23 protein-coding genes are annotated in these 23,841 nt (G+C 35.4%); 9 read left to right on the top strand and 14 right to left on the bottom strand.

The window, feature by feature from the left end; all coding sequences use genetic code 11:
- Position 1: 1 nt before the first annotated feature.
- Positions 2 to 1,570 carry a T9SS type A sorting domain-containing protein gene (locus ESU54_RS08870; RefSeq protein WP_160113281.1) on the bottom strand — a complete coding sequence of 523 codons (1,569 nt, stop codon included), beginning with the start codon at positions 1,568 to 1,570 and terminating at the stop codon, positions 2 to 4.
- Positions 1,571 to 1,728: 158 nt separating this feature from the next.
- On the opposite strand from ESU54_RS08870, the gene ESU54_RS08865 reads away from it, so the two are divergent.
- The 3 genes from ESU54_RS08865 (at position 1,729) to ESU54_RS08855 (ending at position 5,077) form a co-directional block, all read left to right on the top strand.
- The gene (locus ESU54_RS08865; RefSeq protein ID WP_111844598.1) at positions 1,729 to 3,732 is read left to right on the top strand and encodes a tetratricopeptide repeat-containing sensor histidine kinase; all 2,004 of its coding nucleotides are present in this window, start codon (positions 1,729 to 1,731) and stop codon (positions 3,730 to 3,732) included.
- Between the two features lie 10 nt (positions 3,733 to 3,742).
- Positions 3,743 to 4,375 (top strand): response regulator transcription factor, encoded by a 633-nt coding sequence (locus ESU54_RS08860; RefSeq protein WP_111844597.1) that lies wholly within the window; start codon positions 3,743 to 3,745, stop codon positions 4,373 to 4,375.
- Positions 4,376 to 4,855: 480 nt separating this feature from the next.
- Complete coding sequence (locus ESU54_RS08855; RefSeq protein ID WP_146743993.1) at positions 4,856 to 5,077, top strand: hypothetical protein; 222 nt, start codon at positions 4,856 to 4,858, stop codon at positions 5,075 to 5,077.
- Here ESU54_RS08855 and ESU54_RS08850 read toward each other — a convergent pair.
- The 7 genes from ESU54_RS08850 to ESU54_RS08820 are packed head-to-tail and all read right to left on the bottom strand — an operon-like array spanning position 5,074 to position 10,848.
- The gene (locus ESU54_RS08850) at positions 5,074 to 5,349 is read right to left on the bottom strand and encodes an ATP-dependent Clp protease adaptor ClpS (protein WP_111844594.1); all 276 of its coding nucleotides are present in this window, start codon (positions 5,347 to 5,349) and stop codon (positions 5,074 to 5,076) included. The two genes, ESU54_RS08855 and ESU54_RS08850, sit on opposite strands and share 4 nt — an antisense overlap.
- A 35-nt stretch (positions 5,350 to 5,384) precedes the next feature.
- Complete coding sequence (gene prmA / locus ESU54_RS08845; RefSeq protein WP_111844593.1) at positions 5,385 to 6,218, bottom strand: 50S ribosomal protein L11 methyltransferase; 834 nt, start codon at positions 6,216 to 6,218, stop codon at positions 5,385 to 5,387.
- On the bottom strand, positions 6,218 to 6,967 hold the full coding sequence (gene tpiA, locus ESU54_RS08840; RefSeq protein ID WP_111844592.1) for a triose-phosphate isomerase: 750 nt from the start codon (positions 6,965 to 6,967) through the stop codon (positions 6,218 to 6,220). Before tpiA ends, prmA begins: the two co-directional genes overlap by 1 nt.
- Complete coding sequence (locus ESU54_RS08835) at positions 6,964 to 7,440, bottom strand: TlpA family protein disulfide reductase (protein WP_111844591.1); 477 nt, start codon at positions 7,438 to 7,440, stop codon at positions 6,964 to 6,966. Before ESU54_RS08835 ends, tpiA begins: the two co-directional genes overlap by 4 nt.
- Before the next feature lie 47 nt (positions 7,441 to 7,487).
- Entirely contained in the window at positions 7,488 to 8,564 is a 1,077-nt protein-coding gene (locus tag ESU54_RS08830; RefSeq protein ID WP_111844590.1) for an ABC transporter permease, read from the bottom strand.
- Between the two features lies 1 nt (position 8,565).
- On the bottom strand, positions 8,566 to 10,281 hold the full coding sequence (locus ESU54_RS08825; RefSeq protein ID WP_111844589.1) for a BT_3928 family protein: 1,716 nt from the start codon (positions 10,279 to 10,281) through the stop codon (positions 8,566 to 8,568).
- Positions 10,282 to 10,305: 24 nt separating this feature from the next.
- The gene (locus ESU54_RS08820; RefSeq protein ID WP_111844613.1) at positions 10,306 to 10,848 is read right to left on the bottom strand and encodes a DUF1599 domain-containing protein; all 543 of its coding nucleotides are present in this window, start codon (positions 10,846 to 10,848) and stop codon (positions 10,306 to 10,308) included.
- 134 nt (positions 10,849 to 10,982) lie between these two features.
- Here ESU54_RS08820 and folP point away from each other — a divergent pair, with 134 nt between their 5' ends.
- Positions 10,983 to 11,810 carry a dihydropteroate synthase gene (gene folP / locus ESU54_RS08815; protein ID WP_111844588.1) on the top strand — a complete coding sequence of 276 codons (828 nt, stop codon included), beginning with the start codon at positions 10,983 to 10,985 and terminating at the stop codon, positions 11,808 to 11,810.
- A gap of 49 nt (positions 11,811 to 11,859) precedes the next feature.
- Positions 11,860 to 12,633: a diadenylate cyclase gene (locus tag ESU54_RS08810; RefSeq protein WP_111844587.1), complete on the top strand. Its 774-nt coding sequence runs from the start codon at positions 11,860 to 11,862 to the stop codon at positions 12,631 to 12,633.
- Between the two features lie 2 nt (positions 12,634 to 12,635).
- Here ESU54_RS08810 and ESU54_RS08805 read toward each other — a convergent pair whose 3' ends face one another.
- Both ESU54_RS08805 and truA read right to left on the bottom strand, forming a co-directional pair.
- Positions 12,636 to 14,402 (bottom strand): ABC transporter ATP-binding protein, encoded by a 1,767-nt coding sequence (locus tag ESU54_RS08805; RefSeq protein ID WP_111844586.1) that lies wholly within the window; start codon positions 14,400 to 14,402, stop codon positions 12,636 to 12,638.
- Positions 14,402 to 15,145, bottom strand: coding sequence for a tRNA pseudouridine(38-40) synthase TruA (gene truA, locus ESU54_RS08800; RefSeq protein WP_111844585.1), 744 nt, complete (start codon positions 15,143 to 15,145; stop codon positions 14,402 to 14,404). Before truA ends, ESU54_RS08805 begins: the two co-directional genes overlap by 1 nt.
- A 103-nt stretch (positions 15,146 to 15,248) precedes the next feature.
- Between truA and ESU54_RS08795 the strand changes: the two genes are divergently transcribed.
- On the top strand, positions 15,249 to 15,740 hold the full coding sequence (locus ESU54_RS08795; RefSeq protein WP_111844612.1) for a metallophosphoesterase family protein: 492 nt from the start codon (positions 15,249 to 15,251) through the stop codon (positions 15,738 to 15,740).
- Positions 15,741 to 15,810: 70 nt separating this feature from the next.
- On the opposite strand, the gene ESU54_RS08790 is transcribed toward ESU54_RS08795, so the two are convergent.
- Positions 15,811 to 16,221 (bottom strand): DUF4293 domain-containing protein, encoded by a 411-nt coding sequence (locus ESU54_RS08790; RefSeq protein ID WP_111844584.1) that lies wholly within the window; start codon positions 16,219 to 16,221, stop codon positions 15,811 to 15,813.
- Positions 16,222 to 16,423: 202 nt separating this feature from the next.
- Here ESU54_RS08790 and rho point away from each other — a divergent pair, with 202 nt between their 5' ends.
- Complete coding sequence (gene rho, locus ESU54_RS08785; RefSeq protein ID WP_111844583.1) at positions 16,424 to 18,112, top strand: transcription termination factor Rho; 1,689 nt, start codon at positions 16,424 to 16,426, stop codon at positions 18,110 to 18,112.
- Between the two features lie 51 nt (positions 18,113 to 18,163).
- Here the strand turns inward: rho and ESU54_RS08780 are convergent, their stop codons facing one another.
- Complete coding sequence (locus tag ESU54_RS08780; protein WP_111844582.1) at positions 18,164 to 18,859, bottom strand: LytR/AlgR family response regulator transcription factor; 696 nt, start codon at positions 18,857 to 18,859, stop codon at positions 18,164 to 18,166.
- Positions 18,856 to 19,908, bottom strand: coding sequence for a sensor histidine kinase (locus ESU54_RS08775; protein ID WP_111844581.1), 1,053 nt, complete (start codon positions 19,906 to 19,908; stop codon positions 18,856 to 18,858). Before ESU54_RS08775 ends, ESU54_RS08780 begins: the two co-directional genes overlap by 4 nt.
- 215 nt (positions 19,909 to 20,123) lie before the next feature.
- Here ESU54_RS08775 and ESU54_RS08770 point away from each other — a divergent pair, with 215 nt between their 5' ends.
- Together ESU54_RS08770 and ESU54_RS08765 are read left to right on the top strand one after the other, a co-directional pair.
- A complete protein-coding gene (locus ESU54_RS08770; RefSeq protein WP_160113280.1) occupies positions 20,124 to 21,377 on the top strand; it encodes a kelch repeat-containing protein in 1,254 nt (417 codons plus the stop codon).
- A 114-nt stretch (positions 21,378 to 21,491) separates the two neighbouring features.
- Entirely contained in the window at positions 21,492 to 23,246 is a 1,755-nt protein-coding gene (locus ESU54_RS08765) for a M14 family metallopeptidase (protein ID WP_235004581.1), read from the top strand.
- On the opposite strand, the gene ESU54_RS08760 is transcribed toward ESU54_RS08765, so the two are convergent.
- Entirely contained in the window at positions 23,208 to 23,837 is a 630-nt protein-coding gene (locus ESU54_RS08760) for an NUDIX hydrolase (RefSeq protein ID WP_111844579.1), read from the bottom strand. The genes ESU54_RS08765 and ESU54_RS08760 overlap by 39 nt on opposite strands.
- Positions 23,838 to 23,841: the final 4 nt, after the last annotated feature.

Genomic DNA, 23,841 nt, shown 5'->3' with positions numbered 1-23,841 from the left:
TTCAAAATTTAATAAATTGTTTATGGATTGTATTTAATGAACTGGTTTTTAACCTCAGAAAATATATTCCATTACTTAAATTAGAAATATCAATATTTTTTTGAAATAGGTTTTGAGGACAATTAATCATTTTACCAGATACGTCGAATACCTGAAAGCTTTCAAAAGTTTCTGAAGATATAATGTTCAATTTATCCTTAGATGGATTAGGAAATAGAGCTACATTATTGGAGATAACATCTTCTATATTCAAAACAACATCGAGATCAATCATTGAAATAAAAAACTGTACTACTTCCCAAGAAACATTCGGGTCTTTATGAGGCACATCTCCTATTATAACTGCTTTTGCTTCTCCAAATAATTCAGCATCCGCAAATAACTCTGTCCCATTTTTTGGAGGTATGTTCAACTCTCCCGTATATAAAGGAAGAAGATTGCTGGTTAAGGATAAAAAATAGATATTATCAAATTCTTCAACATTCTTATAGCTCCTATAAATAAAAACAACTTTACCGTTATCCCTAAATATTATTTGGGAGGACTTTGCAACCGAAGCAAAAAAGCCATCTGGTGCGGCATCCACATTAATAGTATGAAGAGGTTCCAAGTTTTTGGAAAAACTTTTTAGAATGATACCTCCTGGGTCACTACAATTACTGTAACTAAAGTACACCTCCTGTGTAACTTTATTAAACTCTAAATCTTCAAATTTCAAAACACAATCGTTTGGTGGATTTTCAATACTATTTAATGTGACGCTACCATCATTTCCATTTATTTTTAGCAATTCTATTGTGTCAAATATTTCACCATTTATAAAATTCCTTATTAATCTGAACATGTAAATATTTCCCTCACTATCAAAAGTCTTAATATAATCCAAGTTAATCTCACTAGGGTCCCCATAGTTTTTCTCCCAAATTAAATTCCCATTCACAGTATTTATACACTTTAAAATATGAGCTTGACCTGTTGAAAAATCAATCAATAAATTACCTGTAGGAAGTATCGAAATATGGTCAACAAAAACATTGTTTGTACTAGTATAGATAATATCTAATTCACTATTACCATTTAAGTGCATCAAATAATAAGTGCCATTATCATTAAAAGTTACAAATTGCTGATTTTCTAGATTAAAAAATCGAATGAGATTGACAAAATTTGAGATAATAGGCAGATTAAGTATTGTCTCAGAAGTTATCTGTAATAATTCATTAAAATGTATAACTTTATAAATAGGAGTAAGAGCAAGTGGTTCCACATTAAAAATCAAAGAAAATTCTGTTTCAGATATTTTAACTATTTCCGAAATGGAACTTACACTTTCCTCAGTATCCAGAATTCTAACAATGTCCCCGTTCTCATTAAGCTTATATATTCTTAATAAATTTCCGTCTTCCACAACGGGGTAGATTATTTTTAAATCATTTGTGAAAACTACATTTTTAGGAACGGCTTGAGAAAAATCCAAGCGTTCCGAGAAAAGCTTAGACCAAACTTCTTCTTGGGAAAACCCTAAATTGAAGATAAAAACGGTAATATATAATAAGTAAACTTTTTTCATTAGTTTTTTTTTCAAACTTATCTGAATTAAGAGAATATTCATATACCTTTTAATAGGCAATATAAGCTACCTGTAATCAGGTATTTTTTACAGAACTTCAAGGTGCATATCTATTTGCGGATTAGAAAATTGTAGCTTTGGGGATTACTATTATCTTAATGAAAAAACACTTATTCTTTTTAATCTTTTTGTTTTTTTCTGGAATAGTTTATTCCCAACGATTCAATTCCTTAAATGATAATAAGAAATTAACCGATAGTATTATTCAGATAATCAAGAACACGAAATCGGATAGTGTAAAAAGTTATTATAGCTTTAAAGTATGTGATGCTTATCGACGTCAGGGCAATAATGAGAAGTTTAGGGAATATCTAAAAATAGGAACGGATGCTGCAAAAGATTATCCGTACCTCCAGGATATTTCAACCTATTATAAATCACTGGAGTATGTACTTTCAGGAGATACACAGAATTACGCGAATGGAATTGTTTCAACTCTTGAAAAACTTGAGAAATATAAATTTAAAGAAAGCTATATTTTTCAAACTGTACTCATTAATAATTTATCGGTAATTAAACAATTGGAAGAAAAAGATGCAGAAGGATTATCTCTTTTAATTGATAGTGCTATTCCTCTTGCGATAAAAGCCGACGACAAGGAACTATTAAGCAATATATATCGTATGGTCGCCACTACCTTAATGAATTTAGGGGAATTCGATAAGGCAAAACAATACTTTAAAAAATCAATATATTTTATAGAAAATGTAGAAAAACCATCTTCTTTTTTATTGGAGGCCAAACTTGAAACATATATTTTAAATGCGCAGAACCTATTATATCTAAATGAGAATATGGAAAGTAAAAAATGGCTTGACAAGGCTTTTAAAATCTTGTATAAGTATCCAGACTCAAATATAAATAACCTTTATTATGCTGCTGAAGCACTCTATTTTTTCAATTTAAATGAATTTAATAAGGCTCTTACAAGTTGTGAAAATGGAATTACCGTTTGTAAAAAAAACGATGATCAACAATCATTAAATCAATTATGGTTTAGAAAATTTCTCATTTTAAACGAACTCAAAAGGTACAAGGAGGCTCGTACATTAATGTATGAAATCCTCGAAAAAGGAGATCCCTTTGAAGTAGAAAAAAAAAGCTATTACAAGGAAATGGTTAAAACTCTCAAAGGCCTAGGAGAGTACAAGGAGGCTATATACTATTATGATAAGTATTCTTTTCTTAATGATAGTTTAAATGAAGTTGCAGCCAAAAAAGAAATTCTAGATTTAGAGACGAAATATAATAGAGTTGAAAGTCAGCAAAGAATAAGTGAGCTTGAGGTTGCAAATAAAAAGGCACAGCTTTTAGCGGCCAAGAATAGTACATACTATTTGTTGTTCGGCTTCTTTTCAATAATCCTGATATTTATCATTTTTCAATTTTGGCTTAATGGAAAAAATAAGGCCAAATTAATTAACGAGAAAGAAAAAAATTACGTTCAAAATTTGATCACTATTCAAAAACAAAAGGAATTAGAGGTTATGCAGGCTACAATTTCAGGTGAAGAAATTGAAAGAAAAAGAATTGCCAAAGATCTTCATGATGGTATTGGTAGTTCACTCTCTGTTTTAAAAATGCGATTATCAAATCTGAAAGATCAAAATGCAAATATTCCTAATAATGAAATTGAAACTATCTCTAAATTGTTAAGTAGTTCCATTACCGAGCTAAGGCGTGTAGCGCATAACCTTGTCCCAGAATCATTATTAAGACTCGGTTTAGATGCAGCCCTCAGAGATCTGTGTTTTTTACTGAGTAGTGATAGTATAGAAATATTTTACCATTCCAATAATATTAAACCCACTATTTCTGAAAAAAATGAACTAACTATTTATAGAATTATACAAGAACTAATTACAAACGCCATTAAGCACAGTAAATGTGGTGAGATTATAGTTGATTGTAGTCAATTTGAAGATACTTTCTTTATTTCAGTGGAAGATAATGGCAAAGGTTTTGTTTACGATCCACTAAAAGATTTCCAAGGTATGGGATTAAAAAATATTAAAAACAGAGTTTCATTATTAAATGGAAAAATGGCCATAGAATCCGAAACAAATTCTGGTGCTACTTTTTATATAGAATTATCAATTTAAATTTTTCAGCATGAATTCAACAATCAAAGTTGTAATAGTAGACGATCATCCCTTAATAATAGAAGGGCTACAAATATTGTTTTCAAATTCAGAGATAATAACTATAACAGACAGCTATAGTTCGGCCTCAGAATTTTTTGCAAGAGATAGTTTTGATGCAATTGATCTTGTTCTATTGGATGTTTTTCTACCAGATATGAACGGTATTGATGTTTGTATAGAAATTAAAAAAGCACAACCTCACATTAAAGTGCTCGCAATGAGCAGCCAAGCTGAAAGAAGTATCATTCTGCAAATGATTCGAAATGGTGCAAGTGGTTATCTTTTAAAAAGTGCTGGGCTGGCAGAATTTAAATATTGCATTGAAAATGCACTTAATGGAAAGATAGTCTTTAGTGATGAAGTTAGTAATTTGGTTAATCAAATTACTTCAAATGATTTGCAAAATATCCCCCGATTGACAAAAAGAGAAAAAGAAATCACCATTTTAATGAAACAGGGTAAGTCCACTCAACAAATAGCGGACATCTTATTTTTAAGCTATTTAACAGTTCAAACACATCGTAGAAATCTATTGAACAAGTTTAAAGTCAAAAATGGCGTCGAACTTATCAACTACGCAATAAATAATGGACTTATTTGATTTTGTTTTCTTTAGCAGAAATATTCTCTCTAAAAATGAATCATCTTTAAAACAACAATTTTAAGATTATCATCTTTGTTGATTTCTGTATTTAATAGATATTCAATTTCAAAACCTCCAGCACAAATTAGTTTCCATTTCCAATTAATTAAATTAGAAGCAGCATTTCCTTTATTCCACACAGCGGGTTTCCAAGTCCATTTTCTCAAAATGGCCAAATCGAAATCATAGAGATACTCCTTTTGAAAATTATAATAGGAATAATCTATGTTTTTTTAATCCTAATCATAAAATAATTAATAAATTTATTTTAAGGAAGTCAAATTTGACGTTTTGAATACAAGATAAGTTCACAGCTCGTCAACACGATTTTAAAAAGTTAGTAGATGTCCACCTATAATTGGGCTAAAAACATTCGGTTTGAATCTTGGCAAGGTCACTAAAAGCAGGAAACCACGTTCTAAAAAACGTGGTTTTTTTATGACAAAGTTTTCGAAACAATTACATATTTTTAAGTATTTTGGACTCATTAAAACCATCAAAATAACTAAAATCGTAAAAGATTCTGATAACGAAAAAGAAAGAGACTACATTTTTCAAGACAATAAAAAAACCTGCTTTGGAGCAGGTTTCATTATTATTGTACTGATTATTCTAATAATAGCCGTAATTATTTCCGGATTGTACTTTGAGTGGTTTTAAATAATCTCAGCGCTTAACCCAGCTTCCAAAAGCATCGAGCAGCGCGGTTTTAATTCGTTAAACTCACCCGTTTTCACAGTACATTTTCCTTTGTAGTGAACGATGATGGAGCACTGCTCAGCCTGTTCTGGCGTGTGCTCGCAGGCAAAGATTAAACTGTTTATTACGTGGTCAAACGTGTTTACATCATCATTGTAAAGCACGATTTCATTCTGGCTGCTTTCCTTTTCGGCAACCGATACATCTTCCTGGATTTTTTCTTTGGTACTCATAACTTTTATACAATTCCTAAAACAAATGAAATTTACTAAATTTTAAACTTTGCTGCAACCCATTTGTTTTTCTCTTTATTTTCAACGAAAGTGAATCCCAGATTATTGCAAGTTTCTGTTATAATTGGTAAATCTTCCACATAAAACCCACTCAGGTAAAGCACTCCGCCCAAATCTAAACATTTTCTATAGACCTCCATATCATTCAGAAGAATGTTTCTGTTGATGTTGGCAATAATCACATCATATTTTTTTTCTGAAAGCAAGGTTGAATCACCCAGAAAAACGGAAATATTTTTACAGTGGTTTCTTTCAATATTTTCCAAAGAATTCTCAAAACACCACTCGTCTATGTCAATGGCATCAAGTTTTGAAGCACCTCTCATTTCGGCCAAAATTGCCAAAACAGCTGTTCCGCAGCCCATATCGAGCACAGATTTTCCTTCAAAATCATTCTCCAAAATATGTTGAAGCATCATAAAAGTAGTCTCGTGGTGACCCGTTCCGAAAGACATTTTAGGCTCGATTACTATTTCATATTCGAAATTTTTATTTGGGTGAAATGGCGCACGAACGGTACATTTTTCGTCAACTTCAATTGAGTCGAAGTTTTTTTCCCATTCTGAATTCCAGTTTACTTGTGCAATTTCAGAAGTAGTAAACTCAATTTTAAATTCATCCGAATCCAAAATATTTATATCTTCTAAAATAGCTGCGTTCCACTCTTCTTTTTGAATATAAGCTGTGACGCCTTCCTCCGTTTCCACAAAGCTTTCAAAACCTGCGTAACCAAGTTCGGCAATTAGGATTTCTGTTCCTGGCTGAAGTGGAGTTACTTTAAAATCGTATTCTATATAAATCTGCGACATTAAAATGAATTTACAATTTTCATAAAACTTTCAACCTTCAGCGAGGCACCGCCAATCAGGCCTCCATCAACATCGTCTTGTCCGAAAATTTCACTGGCATTATCGGGTTTTACGCTTCCGCCGTAGAGGATTGAAACTTTATCTGCTATTTCTTTTGAATAATTTTCTGCAACAGTTTTTCTAATGAATTTATGCATTTCCTGAGCTTGTTCTGGGCTCGCAGTTTCGCCAGTACCTATTGCCCAAACAGGCTCGTAAGCAATAATTATATTTTCCCAAGCATCGCTTGAAATATGAAAAAGTCCTTCAGAAAGTTGTGTTTTAATTAGTTGGAAGTGATTGCCACTTTTGCGGTCTTCCAATTCTTCACCGATACAGAAAATAATGGTCATTTCATTTTCCAAAGCTGTAATTACCTTTCTAGCAAGAATGGCGCTGTCTTCATTAAAATAAGCCCGTCGCTCACTGTGACCCAAAATAACTGTGTTTGCCCCTACACTTTTCAACATTTTTGCAGAGATTTCTCCGGTAAAAGCGCCTTCGTTGTTTTGATGCATATTCTGTGCGGCAATCTTCACGGGATGCTCGCGCAAAGATCTGAACGTGTGGTTCAAATTGGTAAAGGACGGAGCTATCATTACTACTACATTTTCTGGAAATACTTGTTTTTTTAAGTCAACCAAAAACATTTCGGTTTCGGCCAAATCATTGTACATTTTCCAGTTTCCTGCTACTATTTTTTTTCTCATTTCAATGCTTTTAAAAGATTCTCATCATTCGTATCAATGGCTTTGTATAGACTTATCTCGCCTTCAGGATTCACAATCATATATCTGGGGATCCAGTCTAAATCTATGGAAGTACAAAAATCGCCCTTCCAACCTGCAGGTATAAAATAGTTTTCACCAATCACACCGTATTTTTCAATTCCGTTTTTCCAACTTTCCGTTTCCTTATCCAAGGAAAGGAAAAGAAAAACAATTTCAGGATTATCCTTTTGAAGCTTATGTACCTTCGGCATTCCTACAATACAGTCCTTGCACCAACTAGCCCAAATGTCAATAAATACGGTTTTGCCTTTGTATTGTTGAAGTACTTCCGAAAAGGTAATTTCTGAGTTATCTTCCGAAAGAAATTTCTCATTCAATGCAGCTTCAGTAAAGGTTTTTTGCTGTGCTTGTGCAAAAGAAACGAATAGAAAAAGTGTGATTAGTAATTTCATATTACGAAGTTTATTGATACTGTTTATTTTTAAATATTGACGACTTATCACTGACGACTGATTTTCGGGTCCAGCCACCCATAAATTATATCTACAAAAATATTGATTAATATGAACAATGTTGCAATTACCAATACTGCGCCCATAATTATGGGCAAATCCAATGTATTTAAAGCGTTCACAATTTCTTTGCCCAAACCATTCCATCCGAAAATGTACTCTACAAAAACAGCTCCCGCAAGCATCGACGCAAACCAGCCTGAAATTGCTGTAACTACAGGGTTTAACGAATTTTTAAGCGCGTGTCTTTTTATAATTTGATAAAAAGAAAGCCCTTTTGCTTTTGCAGTGCGAATGTAGTCTTGGTTCAAAACTTCAAGCAACGAGTTGCGCATCAATTGGCTCACAACGGCTAGCGGGCGAATTCCCAAAACAATTGCAGGCAATATCAAATTTTTCCATTGAATATATTTCCCATTCCCGAAATCGTCAACTTCATAAAGGCTTCCCGTCATGTTCAAATTTGTGTATTCGTGAAGCAAAAAACCAAAAATCCACGCAAAAATAATTGCGCTGAAAAAAGAGGGAACGCTCATTCCCAGCGTGCTGACCAATTGAATTATTTTATCAATAAAACCATCTTTAAAAAGCACGGAAATTATTCCTAGGAAAACGCCAATCAAAATTGCAATAAAAATTGCCGAAACTGCCAGAATAAAAGTATTCGGGAGGGTTTCTGCTATTACTTCACTAACTTCTTTTCCGTTCTTTTGGAATGATTCGCGCAAGTAAGGCGTTTTCAGGACTATGTTCGTGTTTCCTATTGGAAATAATTTCGCTGCATTGTATTTTCCCTTCGCCAAATAGGTATAAGCATCTGGGGTTTTACTGTGAAAGGAAATAGGCGACAAATCATTTAAATACCTTAAATATTGTACGGATACAGGTTGATCAAAGCCATACTTCTTTTTTACTACGGCAAGCTGTTCAGCAGTTTCGTTTTGGCCGAGCATCATCCGTGCCGGATCGCCGGGAAGAATTGTGAATAGCAAAAAAATTACGGTTACAACTCCAAACAAGGTGAGCAAAGCATAACCTAATTTCTGAAGTATGTAGCCCGCCACCCTATTGTTGATTTATTTGTTCCATAGTACGTGGCTTATACACAAAGTCATCACCAAAAAGTATTTTGGAGTATACCTCGATAGTTTCATCAAAACCAGCCTCTTTTCTTCGTTCGTTTACCGTTTCAGGATTTTCTATGGGCCAGATAAAAGAGCCTCTTGCATCATCATAACTCATTCCTTGCGTGCCGTATATTTGTGGTTTTCCTTCCATCATCAAATAACGGTCTTCCATCATTGCAGCAGAAGTTTTTGGAATCTCTCCAGCATCGGCAGCCCTTTTTACTAATGGTAAATAAAGTGGAATTTTATCAGGATTATGTTGTAAAACATTCCACGCTACTAGACTTGATTCTTCGCCAACCACAGATTTTCCGGGATAGCCTTTTTGAATAAAATACTTTTCAACAAAAACCATATTTACACTGTCCAAAACAAGCTGCATTTGGGAAAGGTCACCACTATATTCAGCTTCCGTAAGACCCATTTTTTCACCTAGTTTCTTTCTTTCTTCTAAGGATCTAGCCTGCATTAGTAAGCGGTATTTCTGATCTAGCACAACTATACTATCTAAACGCTGTTTCAAAGAAAAATCCAACTTTGGTTTTGCATTTTCAACTACTGGAAGTTGCAGTTTTAAGGCATCATTCCAATGTAGTTTTTGTTTGATAGTTCCATTGTCCAATTCCAAAATTCCCGGATTACTTCGAACAATAGTTTTCAAAGTAGTTTCATCACAGAAATAAAACTTGAAATTCAATTTATATTCTTCAACTAGTGCCTCGGTCATTTCTTGTGAAGAAGCCGAAAGACCTATCACATTATAACCATTTTTCAAGGCTTTATCTGTAACTTCTTTAATAGGAATGTATCCGTCCTTTTCGGTATTTCCTAAGCTATACGCAATAATGACCACCAAATTTTCTTCATCCAAAAATTGCGCAGTATAATCCTCTCCATCGCGTTCCATTGTGAAATCGTGGATTGGCGGCGTGTAGCCTTCTTGGATCATTTCAGTGTCGGTACTTATCAATTCGCCATCAACTTTCGGATAGTCGCCAGTAGTAGTGATGATTTTTTCTTCGCCATTGACGTTGAATTTCCACTTGTATTCATAAATAGGTCCCGGCGCATTTTCTGGAATTGTCATTCCTTCTTTTATATTCGCGCCAATTTTATACGGACGGAAATCTATAATAGGAAGGTGCAGTAAAACGTAATAAATAATTCCAAGGCACGCCACAAATGTTGCGAAAATAAGAATGCTTCGCGTTCCTTTTGTAAAAAATGGCTGTATGTATTTTCTTCCTATAAAAAGAATCAATATCAAGACCAGTAAAACAATGTCTTTGCTGAAAGATTCCCAAGGCGTAAGCTTTATAGCATCACCGAAGCAACCGCAATCGGTCACTTTGTTGAAATATGCCGAATAAAATGTGAGAAATGTGAAAAACACAATCATCAACAGAAGGCTCCAAAGCGTAAGCTTTTTTAAGTAACCCAAAAGCAGTGCAACGCCAAGCAATACTTCAATAATCACCAAAAATATTGCAATCAATAAGGCATAGGGCACCAAAAATCCAAGATTTAAAACTTCGGGCGCGAAGTAGTCTTTTAGTTTAAATGAAAACCCAACGGGGTCGTTCAACTTGATCAATCCGCTGATTATAAATAATACGCCAACAATTATTCTTGATATTCCAACTAATATTTTCATACCTCTTTTTATTTTTTCTTTGTTCTATTTTCTTTCTTCCAAATGAATTAACGCAAACACAGCATAATTAATCATATCCTGATAATTGGCGTCAATTCCTTCAGAAACCAAGGTTTTTCCGCTGTTATTTTCAATTTGTTTTACCCGCAACAATTTCTGAAGAATCAAATCTGTCAGTGAACTTATGCGCATATCACGCCAAGCCTCGCCATAATCGTGATTTTTATCCATCATTAATTGTTTGGTTTTGGCAACTTGTTCATCGTAAAGCTGCGTAGCCTCTTCCAAGGAAAGATCTGGTTGCTCTACCACGCCTTTTTCCAATTGAATGAGTGCCATAATAGAATAATTTACAATGCCGATAAACTCACTGGTTTCGTCTTCATCAATTTTTTGTTCGGCATTTTGCTGCAAACCACGAATGCGTTGCGCCTTTATAAAAATTTGGTCAGTTAATGATGGAAGCCTAAGAATGCGCCACGCACTTCCGTAATCGCGCATTTTACTGACAAACAGCTCTCTACATTTTGTAATTTGATTGTTGTATTGATTTGAAGTATCCGCCATTAGTGATGTGTAAGATTTTGCGTAAATTTCGCTTAAATAGTTCAAAGTTCAAAGTTGAACGCTTAAAGTTATTCGCCAATAAGCACATTGACTAAAAATTTATGAATTTTGAAAGCTAAAAAAAGTTTAAAAAATTGCAGACCCTTAATTGCCGCGGCAAAATCATAGACCTCTCCCAGCCCAAAGTGATGGGCATTATCAACGTTACGACTGATTCATTTTATGACGGCGGAAAAACCTATTCCGAAAAAGAAATTTTAAAGCAGGCCGAAAAAATGCTTTCGGAGGGCACTACTTTCCTAGACATTGGCGGTTACAGCACGCGACCCGGAGCGGATGAAATTTCTGAAAGTGAAGAAATTCGAAGAGTTGTTGAGGCTATTGAAAGCATTCTGAAAAATTTCCCCGAAGCTTTGATTTCTGTGGATACCTTCCAAAGTGAAGTTGCAAAAAATGCTGTTGAAACCGGAGCTGTAATTGTGAATGATGTTTCTGGTGGAACTTTGGATACCGAAATGTACAAAACAGTTGCAAAGCTGAAAGTTCCATACATTTTGATGCACATGCGTGGGACGCCAAAAACAATGACGAAACTGACCGATTACAAAAATGTGACTGTTGAAGTTTTAAAAGATTTATCTGAAAAAATTGCATCCGCCCGAGCCGAAGGAATTAATGATATAATAGCCGATCCTGGTTTTGGTTTTTCAAAAACTCGCGAACAAAGCTTTCAACTTTTGAACAATCTGGAACTTTTTCAAAATTTGGAAGTTCCAATTTTGGTGGGTATTTCACGAAAATCGATGATTTATAAAACGTTGGAGACTTCCGCAGAAAACGCTTTAAACGGAACAACTTCGCTAAACACAATCGCACTATTAAAAGGCGCATCAATCTTAAGAGTTCACGACGTAAAACAAGCCATGGAATGTGTAAAATTGTTTGAAAACCTAAAATCTTGACCACAATCCATTAAAATTTTTAAAGTACTTTTACAAAAAACGAACACCATTGGATTTTCTCGACATTCGAATTATAGATATTGTAGATATTTTGCTGGTGGCATTCCTGCTGTACTATCTCTATAATTTGGTTAAAGGTACTGTAGCCATCAATATTTTGGTGGGCATTATTATTGTTTACGCCATTTACATTATTACCCAACTTTTAGAAATGGAACTTCTGAGTAAGATTCTCGGCGGCTTTTTAGGCGTAGGAATGTTCGCTTTAGTAGTGGTTTTCCAACCAGAAATCAGAAAGTTCCTTTTAATGTTGGGATCTACAAATTTCAATGCTAGGCGTAGATTTTTGAAACAGTTTAAATTTTCTGGAAATGATGGAAAACTAAATATCAATGTAGAAGGAATAATCGCTGCTTGTAAAAAGATGTCTGCCTCACACACAGGAGCATTAATTGTACTTCAACGCAACAATAGCCTCGATTTTGTAAAAAATACCGGAGACGAAATGAATCTTGAGGTAAACCAGCCTATTATTGAAAGTGTTTTCTTTAAAAACAGTCCGTTACACGATGGTGCAATGATTATTGAAGAAAATAGAATTACGGCAACCCGCGTTATTCTGCCAGTTTCCAATGACAAAAAAATACCATTGCGTTTTGGGCTTAGACACCGTGCAGCAGTTGGTATTACTGAAAAAACCGACGCAGTTTGTTTAGTAGTTTCTGAAGAAAATGGACAAATCTCCTATTTAAGGGATGGTGATTTTGTGCTTTTTGAAAATACAGATGAATTGCTTAAAATTTTGAAGAAAGATTTAAGTTAACACTAAATAGCTTCTTCAGCCATAAACTGTACTTCGTATAGATTTCTGTAAAAACCATTTTCAAGTTTCAGCAATTCTTTGTGGGTGCCTTCTTCCACTATTTTCCCAGCATCCATCACGATGATTTTATTAGCTTTTTTGATGGTTGCCAATCGGTGTGCAATTACAATTGAAGTTCGGCCATTGGTAATTTTATCTGTAGCAGTTTGAATCAATTCTTCGGAATAAGTATCAACGGAAGAAGTGGCTTCATCCAATACCAGAATACTTGGTTTACTAACATAGGCGCGCAAAAATGAAATGAGTTGTCGTTGTCCGGAAGAAAGCATACTACCGCGTTCCTTTACATTATAGTGATAGCCGTCAGGAAGTGATTCAATGAATTTATGGACGCCAATTTCTTTAGCTGCAGCAATTACTTCCTCTTTGGAAATATTTGGATTGCCGAGCGTGATATTATTCAAAACTGAATCTGCAAAGAGGAAAACATCTTGCAAAACCACTGCTATTTGGTTTCTAATTGAGGCCAATTTGTAATCTTTCAGAGAAATACCATCAATCAAAATCTCGCCGCTATTAATTTCATAAAAACGATTCAACAGATTGATAATGGTACTTTTACCAGCACCAGTAGCGCCTACAATAGCTACTGTTTCACCAGGATTCGCTTTAAAAGAAATCCCTTTAATTACTTCTTCGCCTTCATTATAACCAAAGTAGACGTTTTTGAATTCAATTTCACCCTTAGTACTTATATAATCAATGGTTCCAGTATCTGCAATGTGCGATTTAGTATCGAGAATTCCGAAGACGCGGTTTGCAGCAACCATTCCCATTTGAAGCGTGTTGAACTTATCAGCTATCTGTCGAAGTGGTCTGAAAAGCATTTCAGCATATTGGATAAATGCTGTAATAATACCAAGTGTAACAAAGCCCCCACCAATCACGTTCAAACCACCGTACCAAACCACCAAACCTGTAGCCACAGCTCCTGCGGTTTCTGCAATGGGAAAGAAAATTGAGTTGTACCAAACTGTTTTTATCCAGGCTTTTCGATGGTCTTTGTTTATTTCTTGGAAACGATCGTATTCAGTTTTTTCACGGGTAAAAATCTGAACTATTTTCATCCCTGTTATCCGTTCCTGAACGAAGGTATTTAAATTTGCAACTTGGTTGCGCACATCTTCAAATGCAACTTTCATCGCTTTTTGAAAAACTCGGGTTGCATATAAAATAAAAGGCAAAACAATAAAAACTATCAGCGACAATCGCCAGCTTTGATAAAGCATAAACCCCGCTATAACGGCCATTTTTAAAAGGTCACTAATAATCATAAACAAACCTTCACTGAAAATACTGGAAATGGTTTCCACATCGTTCACAGCTCTGGTTGTCAACCTTCCGACGGCACTTTTATCAAAATATTTCATCTTGAAACTCATCATCAATCGGAAAAGTTTTTGGCGCATATCGCGGATTACGCTTTGGCCAAGATAGTTGGTATAAAAAATAAAGGCGAACTGAAAAATCACCTCCAGCATTAGTACAACCACCATCAAAATGATGTACTTCATAAAACCATCACCATCTTTGGGGACCATCGAATTATCTATGGCCAATTGCAAGAGATAGGGGCGCAAGACAGCAAGTCCTGACATTATAATTGCCGCAAAAGCAACAAAATAAAACACAGCACGATAAGGCTTTGTAAAAGCTAACAATCGCTTAAAAAGCTTAAAATCAAATGCGTTGCCTGTGGTTTCTGCCATTATATTTTCATGTTATCGGGATAAACAACCTTTATTAAATACAATCCATGTGCGGGAGCCGAAGCACCTGCTTCTTCCCTATTTTTACTGTTCAATATTTTTTTAAAATCTTCCAAAGAAGTCTTTCCGTAACCCACATTCAATAGCGTTCCTACGATTGCGCGGACCATATTTCGCAGAAAACGGTCTGCCGCGATGGTAAAAATAAGTCTATTATTTTTAGCTTCCCAATTTGCTCTAACTATTGTACAATTGTACGTTTTTACATCTGTTTTGGAGCGTGAAAAGCATTGAAAATCTCTATGGCTCAATAGTATTTCGGAAGCTTTGTTCATCAAGTCTACATTCGGTTTGTTGTTTATTTGAAATGCAAAATCTTGATTAAAAGGATCTTTGCCAAGGGAAATAATATATTCGTATTCTCTTTCAACGGCATCAAAACGCGCATGTGCGTCTTCGTTTACTTCGAAAATATTTTTTATTGAAATATCCTTAGGAAGAAAAGAATTTATTCTAAAAATAAATTCGTCAAAACTTTCAATTTCTTCAAAATCAAAATGTGCGAAAAGCTGTTTGGCATGCACTCCTGCATCGGTTCTTCCAGCTCCGGTAAGCTTTATTTCCTTCCGAAGCAGGGTGGAAAGCGTTTCTTCCAAAACCTGTTGTACGCTAATTTGATCCGGCTGGCGCTGCCATCCAAAATAGTTTTTCCCGTTATAGGCTATTTCAATAAAATATCGCACTTGGTTTTTTTCAGAATCGACAAAATTACAATTTACAAGTCAGCATTACTGTTATAACTTTCAAAAACTTAATACCTTCGCCAAACAACAAATGCTACCCATTTTGAAAAAAATTTTGCTCTTAAGCGACACCCACAGTTATATAGATGAAAAAATTCTGAAATACGTAAAGCTCGCTGATGAAGTTTGGCACGCTGGTGATATTGGAGACCTTTCGGTTACGGATACCATCAAAAAGCTGAAACCACTGCGAGCTGTTTACGGCAATATTGACGGTACTGAAGCCAGAATGGAATTCCCGCTTCACAACCGTTTTATGTGTGAAGGTGTTGATGTTTGGATTACTCATATTGGCGGTTATCCAGGAAAATATAATCCGTCAATCAGACAAGAAATTTATTCCAACCCGCCTAAAATATTTATCTGTGGGCATTCCCACATTTTAAAGGTTATGCCTGATAAAACCACAGGACTACTCCATATGAATCCCGGAGCAGTTGGAAAACACGGTTTTCAAAAAGTGCGTACCATGTTGCGGTTTGAAATTGATGGAGAAAAAATTCAGAATTTGGAGGTTATTGAGTTTGAAAAGTAAAATTCAATAAACAAAAAACCCCTAAAGTTGGCATACTTTAGGGGTCTTGCACTAATATACTAAGATCGGTTTATCGTAAACGATCAACAGATTTTACGAGGTCCTCATCCCTTTTTATGGCCTTGTTGGCCAGCACTAAAAATACGATAGAAATGATGGGAAAAAGCACCCCAATACCCTTCTCTGAAACAATTGTTTCTCCGGATAAAGTTAGCAACCTGTAAACGAAAACTCCCAGTAATACAAAGTTTGATATGATGTTCAAACGGTTGAGCACAAACTGTAACTGCCGTTTTTTAAAACTTAAAATTGAAATGAAGGCCAGCGCAATAGAAACAAATATTAACCCCAATAACAGAGGCTCATTGCGTTCCATTATTACGGAACCATCCTTGCCCAGAACAACGGGAAACCACATAAACAGTGCCCCCATAATAATGGCAGAAACAACTAAATAAATGGTCTGAATGCGTTGAATCATAATGTAAAAACTCAATTGAACAGCAAAAATACACTATCTTTTTAAAAAAAATAACAGTGCTTTTTAATTTATTGTTGTATTATTGCAGTATCTATTCGTAACCAACTCAATCAAGGTTACTTAGTCTTCGAAAATTTTTTCAACGTACTTACCTTCTCAAAAGGAACATTATAGTATAAACTTAAACTACAGTATTTTCTACATGTTTGAAATTTCAGATTTAAAAAACAAAAAGCTGCCTGAACTTCAGGATATAGCAAAAGAACTTAATGTGCCGAAATATCGCACTCAAAAAAAATTAGACTTGGTATATCAAATTCTCGATTACCAAGCCGCCAACCCTAAGGCGGTAAAAGCAGTCATTAAAACGGAAGAGACTTCCCCAGAAACAAAAAAAGAGGAAACAGCTCCTCCTGCTAGTGACAATCGCGACAAAGACCAAAAACCACGTCCGCAGAAAAACGAAAACAGAAATAAAAAACCTCAGCCGCAAAAACCACAGCACGATAAAAAGAGTGAGGAGGACAAAAAACCTGCAGACGATAAGCGTTCGAGCAACGATAGAAGCGATAAAAAACCGCAACACCAAAAGCCAAACCCACGGGTAGCCTCCAACGATAACGACAACAGGCAAAAAACCCAACGCAGCGACAATCCAAATTCTGATAACCGTCAAAAACACCAATCCCACAAACAAAAAGACGGCAACGTACAGGACAACCGGAACAATGGAAACAAAGATTCACGAAACCGATACCGCGAGCCAGATTATGAGTTTGACGGAATAATTGAAAGCGAAGGTGTGCTTGATATTATGCAGGATGGTTACGGCTTCTTACGTTCTAGTGATTACAACTATCTTTCATCTCCTGATGATATTTACGTTTCACAATCGCAGATTCGTCTTTTCGGCCTAAAAACAGGAGATACTGTTTTAGGTGAAGTGCGCCCTCCGAAAGAAGGTGAAAAATATTTCCCATTAATAAAAGTGAGCAAAATAAACGGTTTGAACCCGAATGTGGTTCGTGACCGTGTTTCCTTTGAGCATTTAACACCTCTTTTCCCGCAAGAAAAATTCAACCTTGCAGATAAGCAGAGTACTATTTCAACAAGAATCATTGACCTTTTTGCACCTATTGGAAAAGGGCAACGTGGAATGATTGTTTCACAACCTAAAACTGGTAAGACCATGTTGCTTAAAGATATTGCAAACGCAATTGCAGCAAACCACCCAGAGGTTTACCAAATAGTTCTATTGATTGACGAACGCCCCGAAGAAGTTACCGATATGCAACGAAACGTTCGTGGCGAAGTGGTTGCCTCAACCTTTGACAAAGAAGCCAGTGAGCACGTTCGTGTAGCAAACCTTGTTATCGATAAAGCAAAGCGATTGGTTGAATGTGGCCACGATGTGGTGATTCTTTTGGATTCCATTACACGTTTGGCGCGAGCTTATAACACAGTACAACCAGCCAGTGGTAAAATATTGAGTGGTGGTGTAGATGCAAATGCGCTTCACAAACCAAAACGATTCTTTGGTGCTGCCCGAAATATTGAAAATGGTGGTTCATTGACTATTATTGCTACGGCTTTGACCGAAACAGGTTCCAAAATGGACGAAGTTATTTTTGAGGAATTCAAAGGAACTGGTAACATGGAACTTCAATTGGATAGAAAAATTTCCAATCGAAGAATTTTCCCAGCCATTGACCTAACTTCTTCCAGCACACGTAGAGACGATTTGTTACTTGACGAAACTACACTTCAACGTATGTGGGTTTTGCGCAAATATCTTGCAGATATGAACCCTGTGGAAGCAATGGAATTCATCAATGACCGAATCAAACAGACTCGAAACAATGAAGAGTTCTTGATTTCGATGAACGGATAAAATACCTTTAATTTTAATAAAATCCCTGAGAACTTCGGTTTTCGGGGATTCTTATTTTATGCCTAACGCCAAATGAACTTCGTTTTTATAACTTCTACCGATTGGTAAATACTTTCCGCGTAATTCAATTTCTCGCGCATCTACAAAGTCAATTTTTAGTTTTGAAACTATATAGGAACGATGGATGCGGAGAAAACTATCTGGCAACTGTTTTTCCAATTCGCTGAGGGCAATGCGGGTATGAATGGTATTGGTTTCAGTAACAATTTTCACTTGCTCACGTTGACTTTCAATATAAATAATGGAGTGAAATGCAACACGGGCTTTCTTTTTGTTTACGGTAAAAAACAACCCTTCTTTTGTTGGTTCTTCTGAAACAAAAACTTCTTTATTTACATGATTTGCAGCTTTTTGTACCGCAACCATAAAGCGGCTAAATTCAATGGGTTTTAAAAGATAATCCAGCACATTGTAATCATAGCTTTTTAAAGCAAATTCGTGATACGCAGTGGTAATTATAACCATTGGTGGATTTTTTAATGTGCTTAAAAAATCCAAACCTTTCAATTTTGGCAGATGGATATCTAGAAAGATTAAATCAATTTTATTTTCATTCAAAATTTTCATTGCAGCAATGGCATCGGTGCAAGTCTTTTCCAAAATTAAAAACGGAACTTGATTGATGAAATCAACCATTACATCCATCGCCAAAGGCTCGTCCTCAACAACAATGCATCTAATTGTCATACTTTATGGGTTAAATTAAGTGAAAGTTCCGCAATAAATTTTTGATTTTCATTTTTGGTTTGAAGGCTAAAATTTTGATACATCAATTCCAATTGGCGACGCAAATTTTTTAAACCAATTCCTTCTTCTTCATTATTAATGATGTTGGGCTCAAATGAATTCTCCACTTTAAAATACAATTCATTCTTAATAAGTTTCAATTCAATAACTATAAAAGAAAGCATTGTTGATTGACTTGCACCGTGCTTAAAAGCGTTTTCAACAAAAGGAGTTAAAATATTCGGCATTATTTGCGCTTTCAAATCATCTAACTCATAAATGAGATTGATCTTGAGTCTATCATCATAACGGATTTTGTGTAATTCAATATAATCCTTTAAAAAATCCAGTTCTTTCTCTATAGGAATAGACTGATGTTTTGTTTCATACATCACAAAACGTAGCAATTTCGAGAGTTTGAGGACAACTTCGGGGGTTTTGTCAGATTTTTTTCGGGCTAAAGAATAGATGTTATTCAAAGTATTGAACAAGAAATGTGGGTTGATTTGTGATTTCAGCAAGGTTAATTCGGTTTTCAATTTTTCCTTTACCAACAAGGCTTCTCTTTCGCGAAGTCTTTGGCTATTGGACATTTGTTTCAATGAAATAGCCAAAGCAGCAATAAAAATTTTATCCATAAACGAGTTGATTATTCCTTGAAAAGCGAGAGTTTCCGTAATATCTACGTCTTTATAAATCGTTGGTAAAAACACATAAACTATAATAAGTTGTGCCAAAATACTGAACAAAATAAGTATTGTGCTGAGCGATAAAACCAATTTCCACCGATTGGGTCTTTCTACGGTATATTTTGACAGAAAGTAAAACATTAAATAAACCATCGGCAGCTTTATCGCCAAAAGGATTACCGTTTCAGCAATAAAAGACATTTTGAAAGCTTCCCAGACAGAAAGATTGTATTGGTTCAGCATCCATAAAAAGTCTGTATAGACCTCAAAGGAATGATACGCCAACCAAAAGAAAACGTGTTTTGCCCATCTTTTTTGCATTGTATAAAAATACGGTTTTGTGCTTTAGTTTTTAAAAAATTGCTACAAACAACCTTATTGTATCTACCAACGACGGTTTTCTTAAAATTTTCGCAAACTATGACTGTTCGTAAACATTAAAATGCTTTTTGTAGATAAATGGATTGTGTCCGTAACTAATTGAAATTTGAATCTTTATAAAGATTTAAATTTCAATGAATTCTAAATCAATCATTATGAAAAAACTTCTATTTTACATTGCATTCTTTTCACTTGCAATTCCAAATGCAATAGCCCAATGGAGCTCGGGTACTGATATTCCCGAACGAATCCGTGCAGGGCAAACAATAGGTTACAGCAACGGTGATGACGGATATCTTTTTATGGTTTCCGGTAGAAATCAGGCTGGTATAATTACACCTATTACGCAACGCTATCAGCTAAGTACAGATACTTGGACCAATGTAGCGCCTCCTCCCACGCAGCTTTTAGGCGGGGCAACAGCAATTTTAAAAGACACTATCTATGTAATTGGCGGATTGTTGACCACGCCCGGAAATGCAATAAAAAAGGTCCGGAAATACAATATTGCAACAGACACTTGGACGGATGCCACAGATTTTCCAAGAACTATTGTGGATGCCAGAGCGGTTTCATACCAAGACAGTTTGATTTATGTGGTTGGGGGTTATCAGCACAAAACATATTTGTATAACAGCACTTACAATCGTTGGAGGGAAGCCACTCCAATGTTGGCACCTGGAAGCAGTATAAGTTGGGGAGGTTTTGCAATTCACGGCAACAAACTAGTTTATATGTGTGGAAGCGACAATTTTTTGTCTAACAATTATTGGGATACCGTAAGAGTTGGAACGATAGACCCAACTGACCGTTCTATAATTACTTGGGAAGAAAAAGCGCCATTTCCGGGACAGACCAGAACTTTTTTTGAAGCACAAACTTGGCGTGATGGTGTGATTATGACAGGAGGAAGCACAGATAATACTTTTGACACTTTTTCTGACGAAACCTATTTCTACAATCCAAACACCGATATCTGGAGGCAATTACCTCCAAAACCCACAGCCTGGTTAACGGGAAACAGTGGTTCAGTTTTTATTGGAAATACTTCAAAATTAATTTGCGCTTCCGGATTTCAGACCGACTACCTTTTTGAAACAGAGATATTTTCACAAGAAGGGAGTCTCTCCACAAATGATTATTCGGCAAATGAATGCGGAATAGAAAATTTCAAAATTTTGAATGATAGTATCGAAAAAATCCATTTTTGCATTATTGAAGATGGAAATGTAGCTGTTATAATTATAGATAATAGTGGCAGAATTGTTTCCAAATATGAGAGCATTGTAAAAGTTGCAGGAAATTATACCATTCCCTTGGAAGGGCTAAATATTGCAAACGGAACATATTTCTGCACAGTTTCACAGAATGGTAATTCAAAAACGAAAAAGATGCTGGTTTATAATTAGTAATTATTCCTTTGTTTGGTTATGGGCGCTATGAATTTAGCGCCCTATTTTTTTATACACACTTTGTTTCTGTTTGAAAATGGACTTTTGTATATATTTGATAAAAACTATTTTATGAAGCAATTTTCGGTAATTCTTTTTTGGTCATTTTTTTTATTTACAACTATTGCAAGCTCCCAAGAGAAAATTTATTATACCACAACTTTTGAAATTTCAAAGGGCTTAATGACAGGTACTTATAATGAAGTTATTGCGTTTTATTTGGTTTTGGAAAAGGAATTTCCTTCCCTCTCTGTTTATGAAATAGGACAGACAGATAGTGGCTTTCCGCTCCATTTGGTTGTATTTAATCCACAAAAAAAAAATCAAAAGAAAACTGATAAAGCATTTTCAAAAAATGGCAAAAACGTATTACTAATAAACAACGGAATCCATCCTGGGGAGCCCGACGGCATTGACGCCACGATGCTACTTTTTCGCGATTATGCTGAAAATAAAATTCCAACACCGAAAAATACTATAATCGCAACGATCCCTATATACAACATTGGCGGTGCTTTAAACAGAAATAGCACCAGCCGAACCAATCAAAACGGTCCTGAAGAATACGGCTTTCGCGGTAACGCTAGAAATTATGATTTGAACCGGGATTTTATAAAATCAGACAGTAAAAACGCCCACGCTTTCGCAGAAATTTTTCATTGGCTAAACCCAGATTTGTTTATTGACAATCACGTTAGCAATGGCGCAGATTACCAATATGTGCTCACACATCTTTTTACGCAACACAACAAATTGGGCGGGGAATTGGGAAATTATTTACACACTTCACTAATGCCGCAATTGGAGGATTCGCTCCATCAAAAAAATTGGGATATAACGCCTTATGTAAATGTTTTCAACGAAGTTCCCGAAAAAGGATTTGACCAATTCATGGATTCACCACGTTATTCAACAGGTTACACTTCATTGTTCAACACTTTGGGAATGATGGTGGAAACCCATATGTTGAAACCTTATAAACAAAGGGTTGATGGCACGTATGAGTTGATGAAAACTTTTATAAATATTGCCGATGCAGATGCAGATAAAATTAAAACACTACGGAGGAATTTATTCGAAAAAAATAAAATTGGAAGCTACTACCCTATTTCTTGGGAAGTGGATTCCTCTAAAACTTCGATATTGAAATTTAAAGGGTTTGAAGGAAAAATGGTGCCGAGCGCCATTACGGGAGCGGAACGTTTAAAATATTTTCGCGATAAACCTTTTATAAAAGATATTACGTATTACAATTATTATAAAGCAACGGATTCCGTATCAATTCCTTCGGCATATATTGTTCCGAAAGGATATTGGAACGTGATTGAACTTTTAAAATTGAACAATATTGAATTCAATGAATTTAAAAATGACACCACAATTTCCGCTGAAGTTTACAGCATAAAAAGTTTCGAAACAGTTAAAAATCCTTTTGAAGGGCATTACCTTCACTACAAAACCGAAGTCGCGAAAAAAACAGAAAATGTTTCCGTTAAATCAGGAGATATTTTAGTAAAAACAAAACAACCTGGCGTTCGCTATTTATTGGAAACATTAGAACCATCAGCTCCAGATTCTTTTTTTAACTGGAATTTTTTCGATGCAATCCTTCAGCAAAAAGAAGGTTTTTCGCCCTACGTTTGGGAAGATATGGCTGAAAAATTCTTAAATGAAAACCCTGAAATCAAAAGAGAGTTTGAAAACAAAAAGCACAACGAACCTGTATTTGCGAAAAACTGGTATTTACAATTGGATTGGATTCACAAACAATCGCCGTATTACGAAAAATCACACCTCCGATATCCTATCGTTCGGGTGGGTGGTTAAGTATTCTTTCGGAAAAAGTAGCTTTATATTTTCATAAGAATCCAGCAGTGCTACTTGCGACTTTTCAAAATTTTTCCACTTTACTTTTTTGATTCCTTCCGTGGGCTCGGGAATGAGTGGGCCGTCGTAATCGCTGAACATCTCGTACCAATAGGTTATTTTCAGCCGGAACTTATTGTTTCGGGTAAAAACGTGATAGGTGGTCATTAAAAAATTACGAATCTCCAGATCCTTCACGCCCGTCTCTTCAACAACCTCACGAATGGCAGCCTCTCGGTGGGTTTCCCCTTTTTCAATTTTGCCCTTGGGAAGATCCCATTTTTTGTTTCGGCGAATAAAAAGAATCTCCTTTTTACTGTTATAGACCAATCCGCCAGCGGCTTCAACTACCTTTATTTTTTTGCGAAGATAGCGTTCCAGTTTCTCCGCATTTTTGTGGTACAGGTTCACGTAAAGCAGTTCGCCATTGTTTATTTTCTTCACCAACTTTTTAAAACGTGCCTGTTTTAAAGGAATGGTTGTGTAATGTTTCCCAATATTTTCTTCTGTTGAAAGAATAATGGGAATATCTTTTACAAAAACTTTATACATTTGC

The sequence above is a fragment of the Aequorivita antarctica genome (assembly GCF_007997155.1).
In the GTDB taxonomy this organism is placed as follows: domain Bacteria; phylum Bacteroidota; class Bacteroidia; order Flavobacteriales; family Flavobacteriaceae; genus Aequorivita; species Aequorivita antarctica.
Note: the sequence above shows the minus strand (reverse complement) of the source record. Positions and strands in the feature narration are given on the sequence as shown.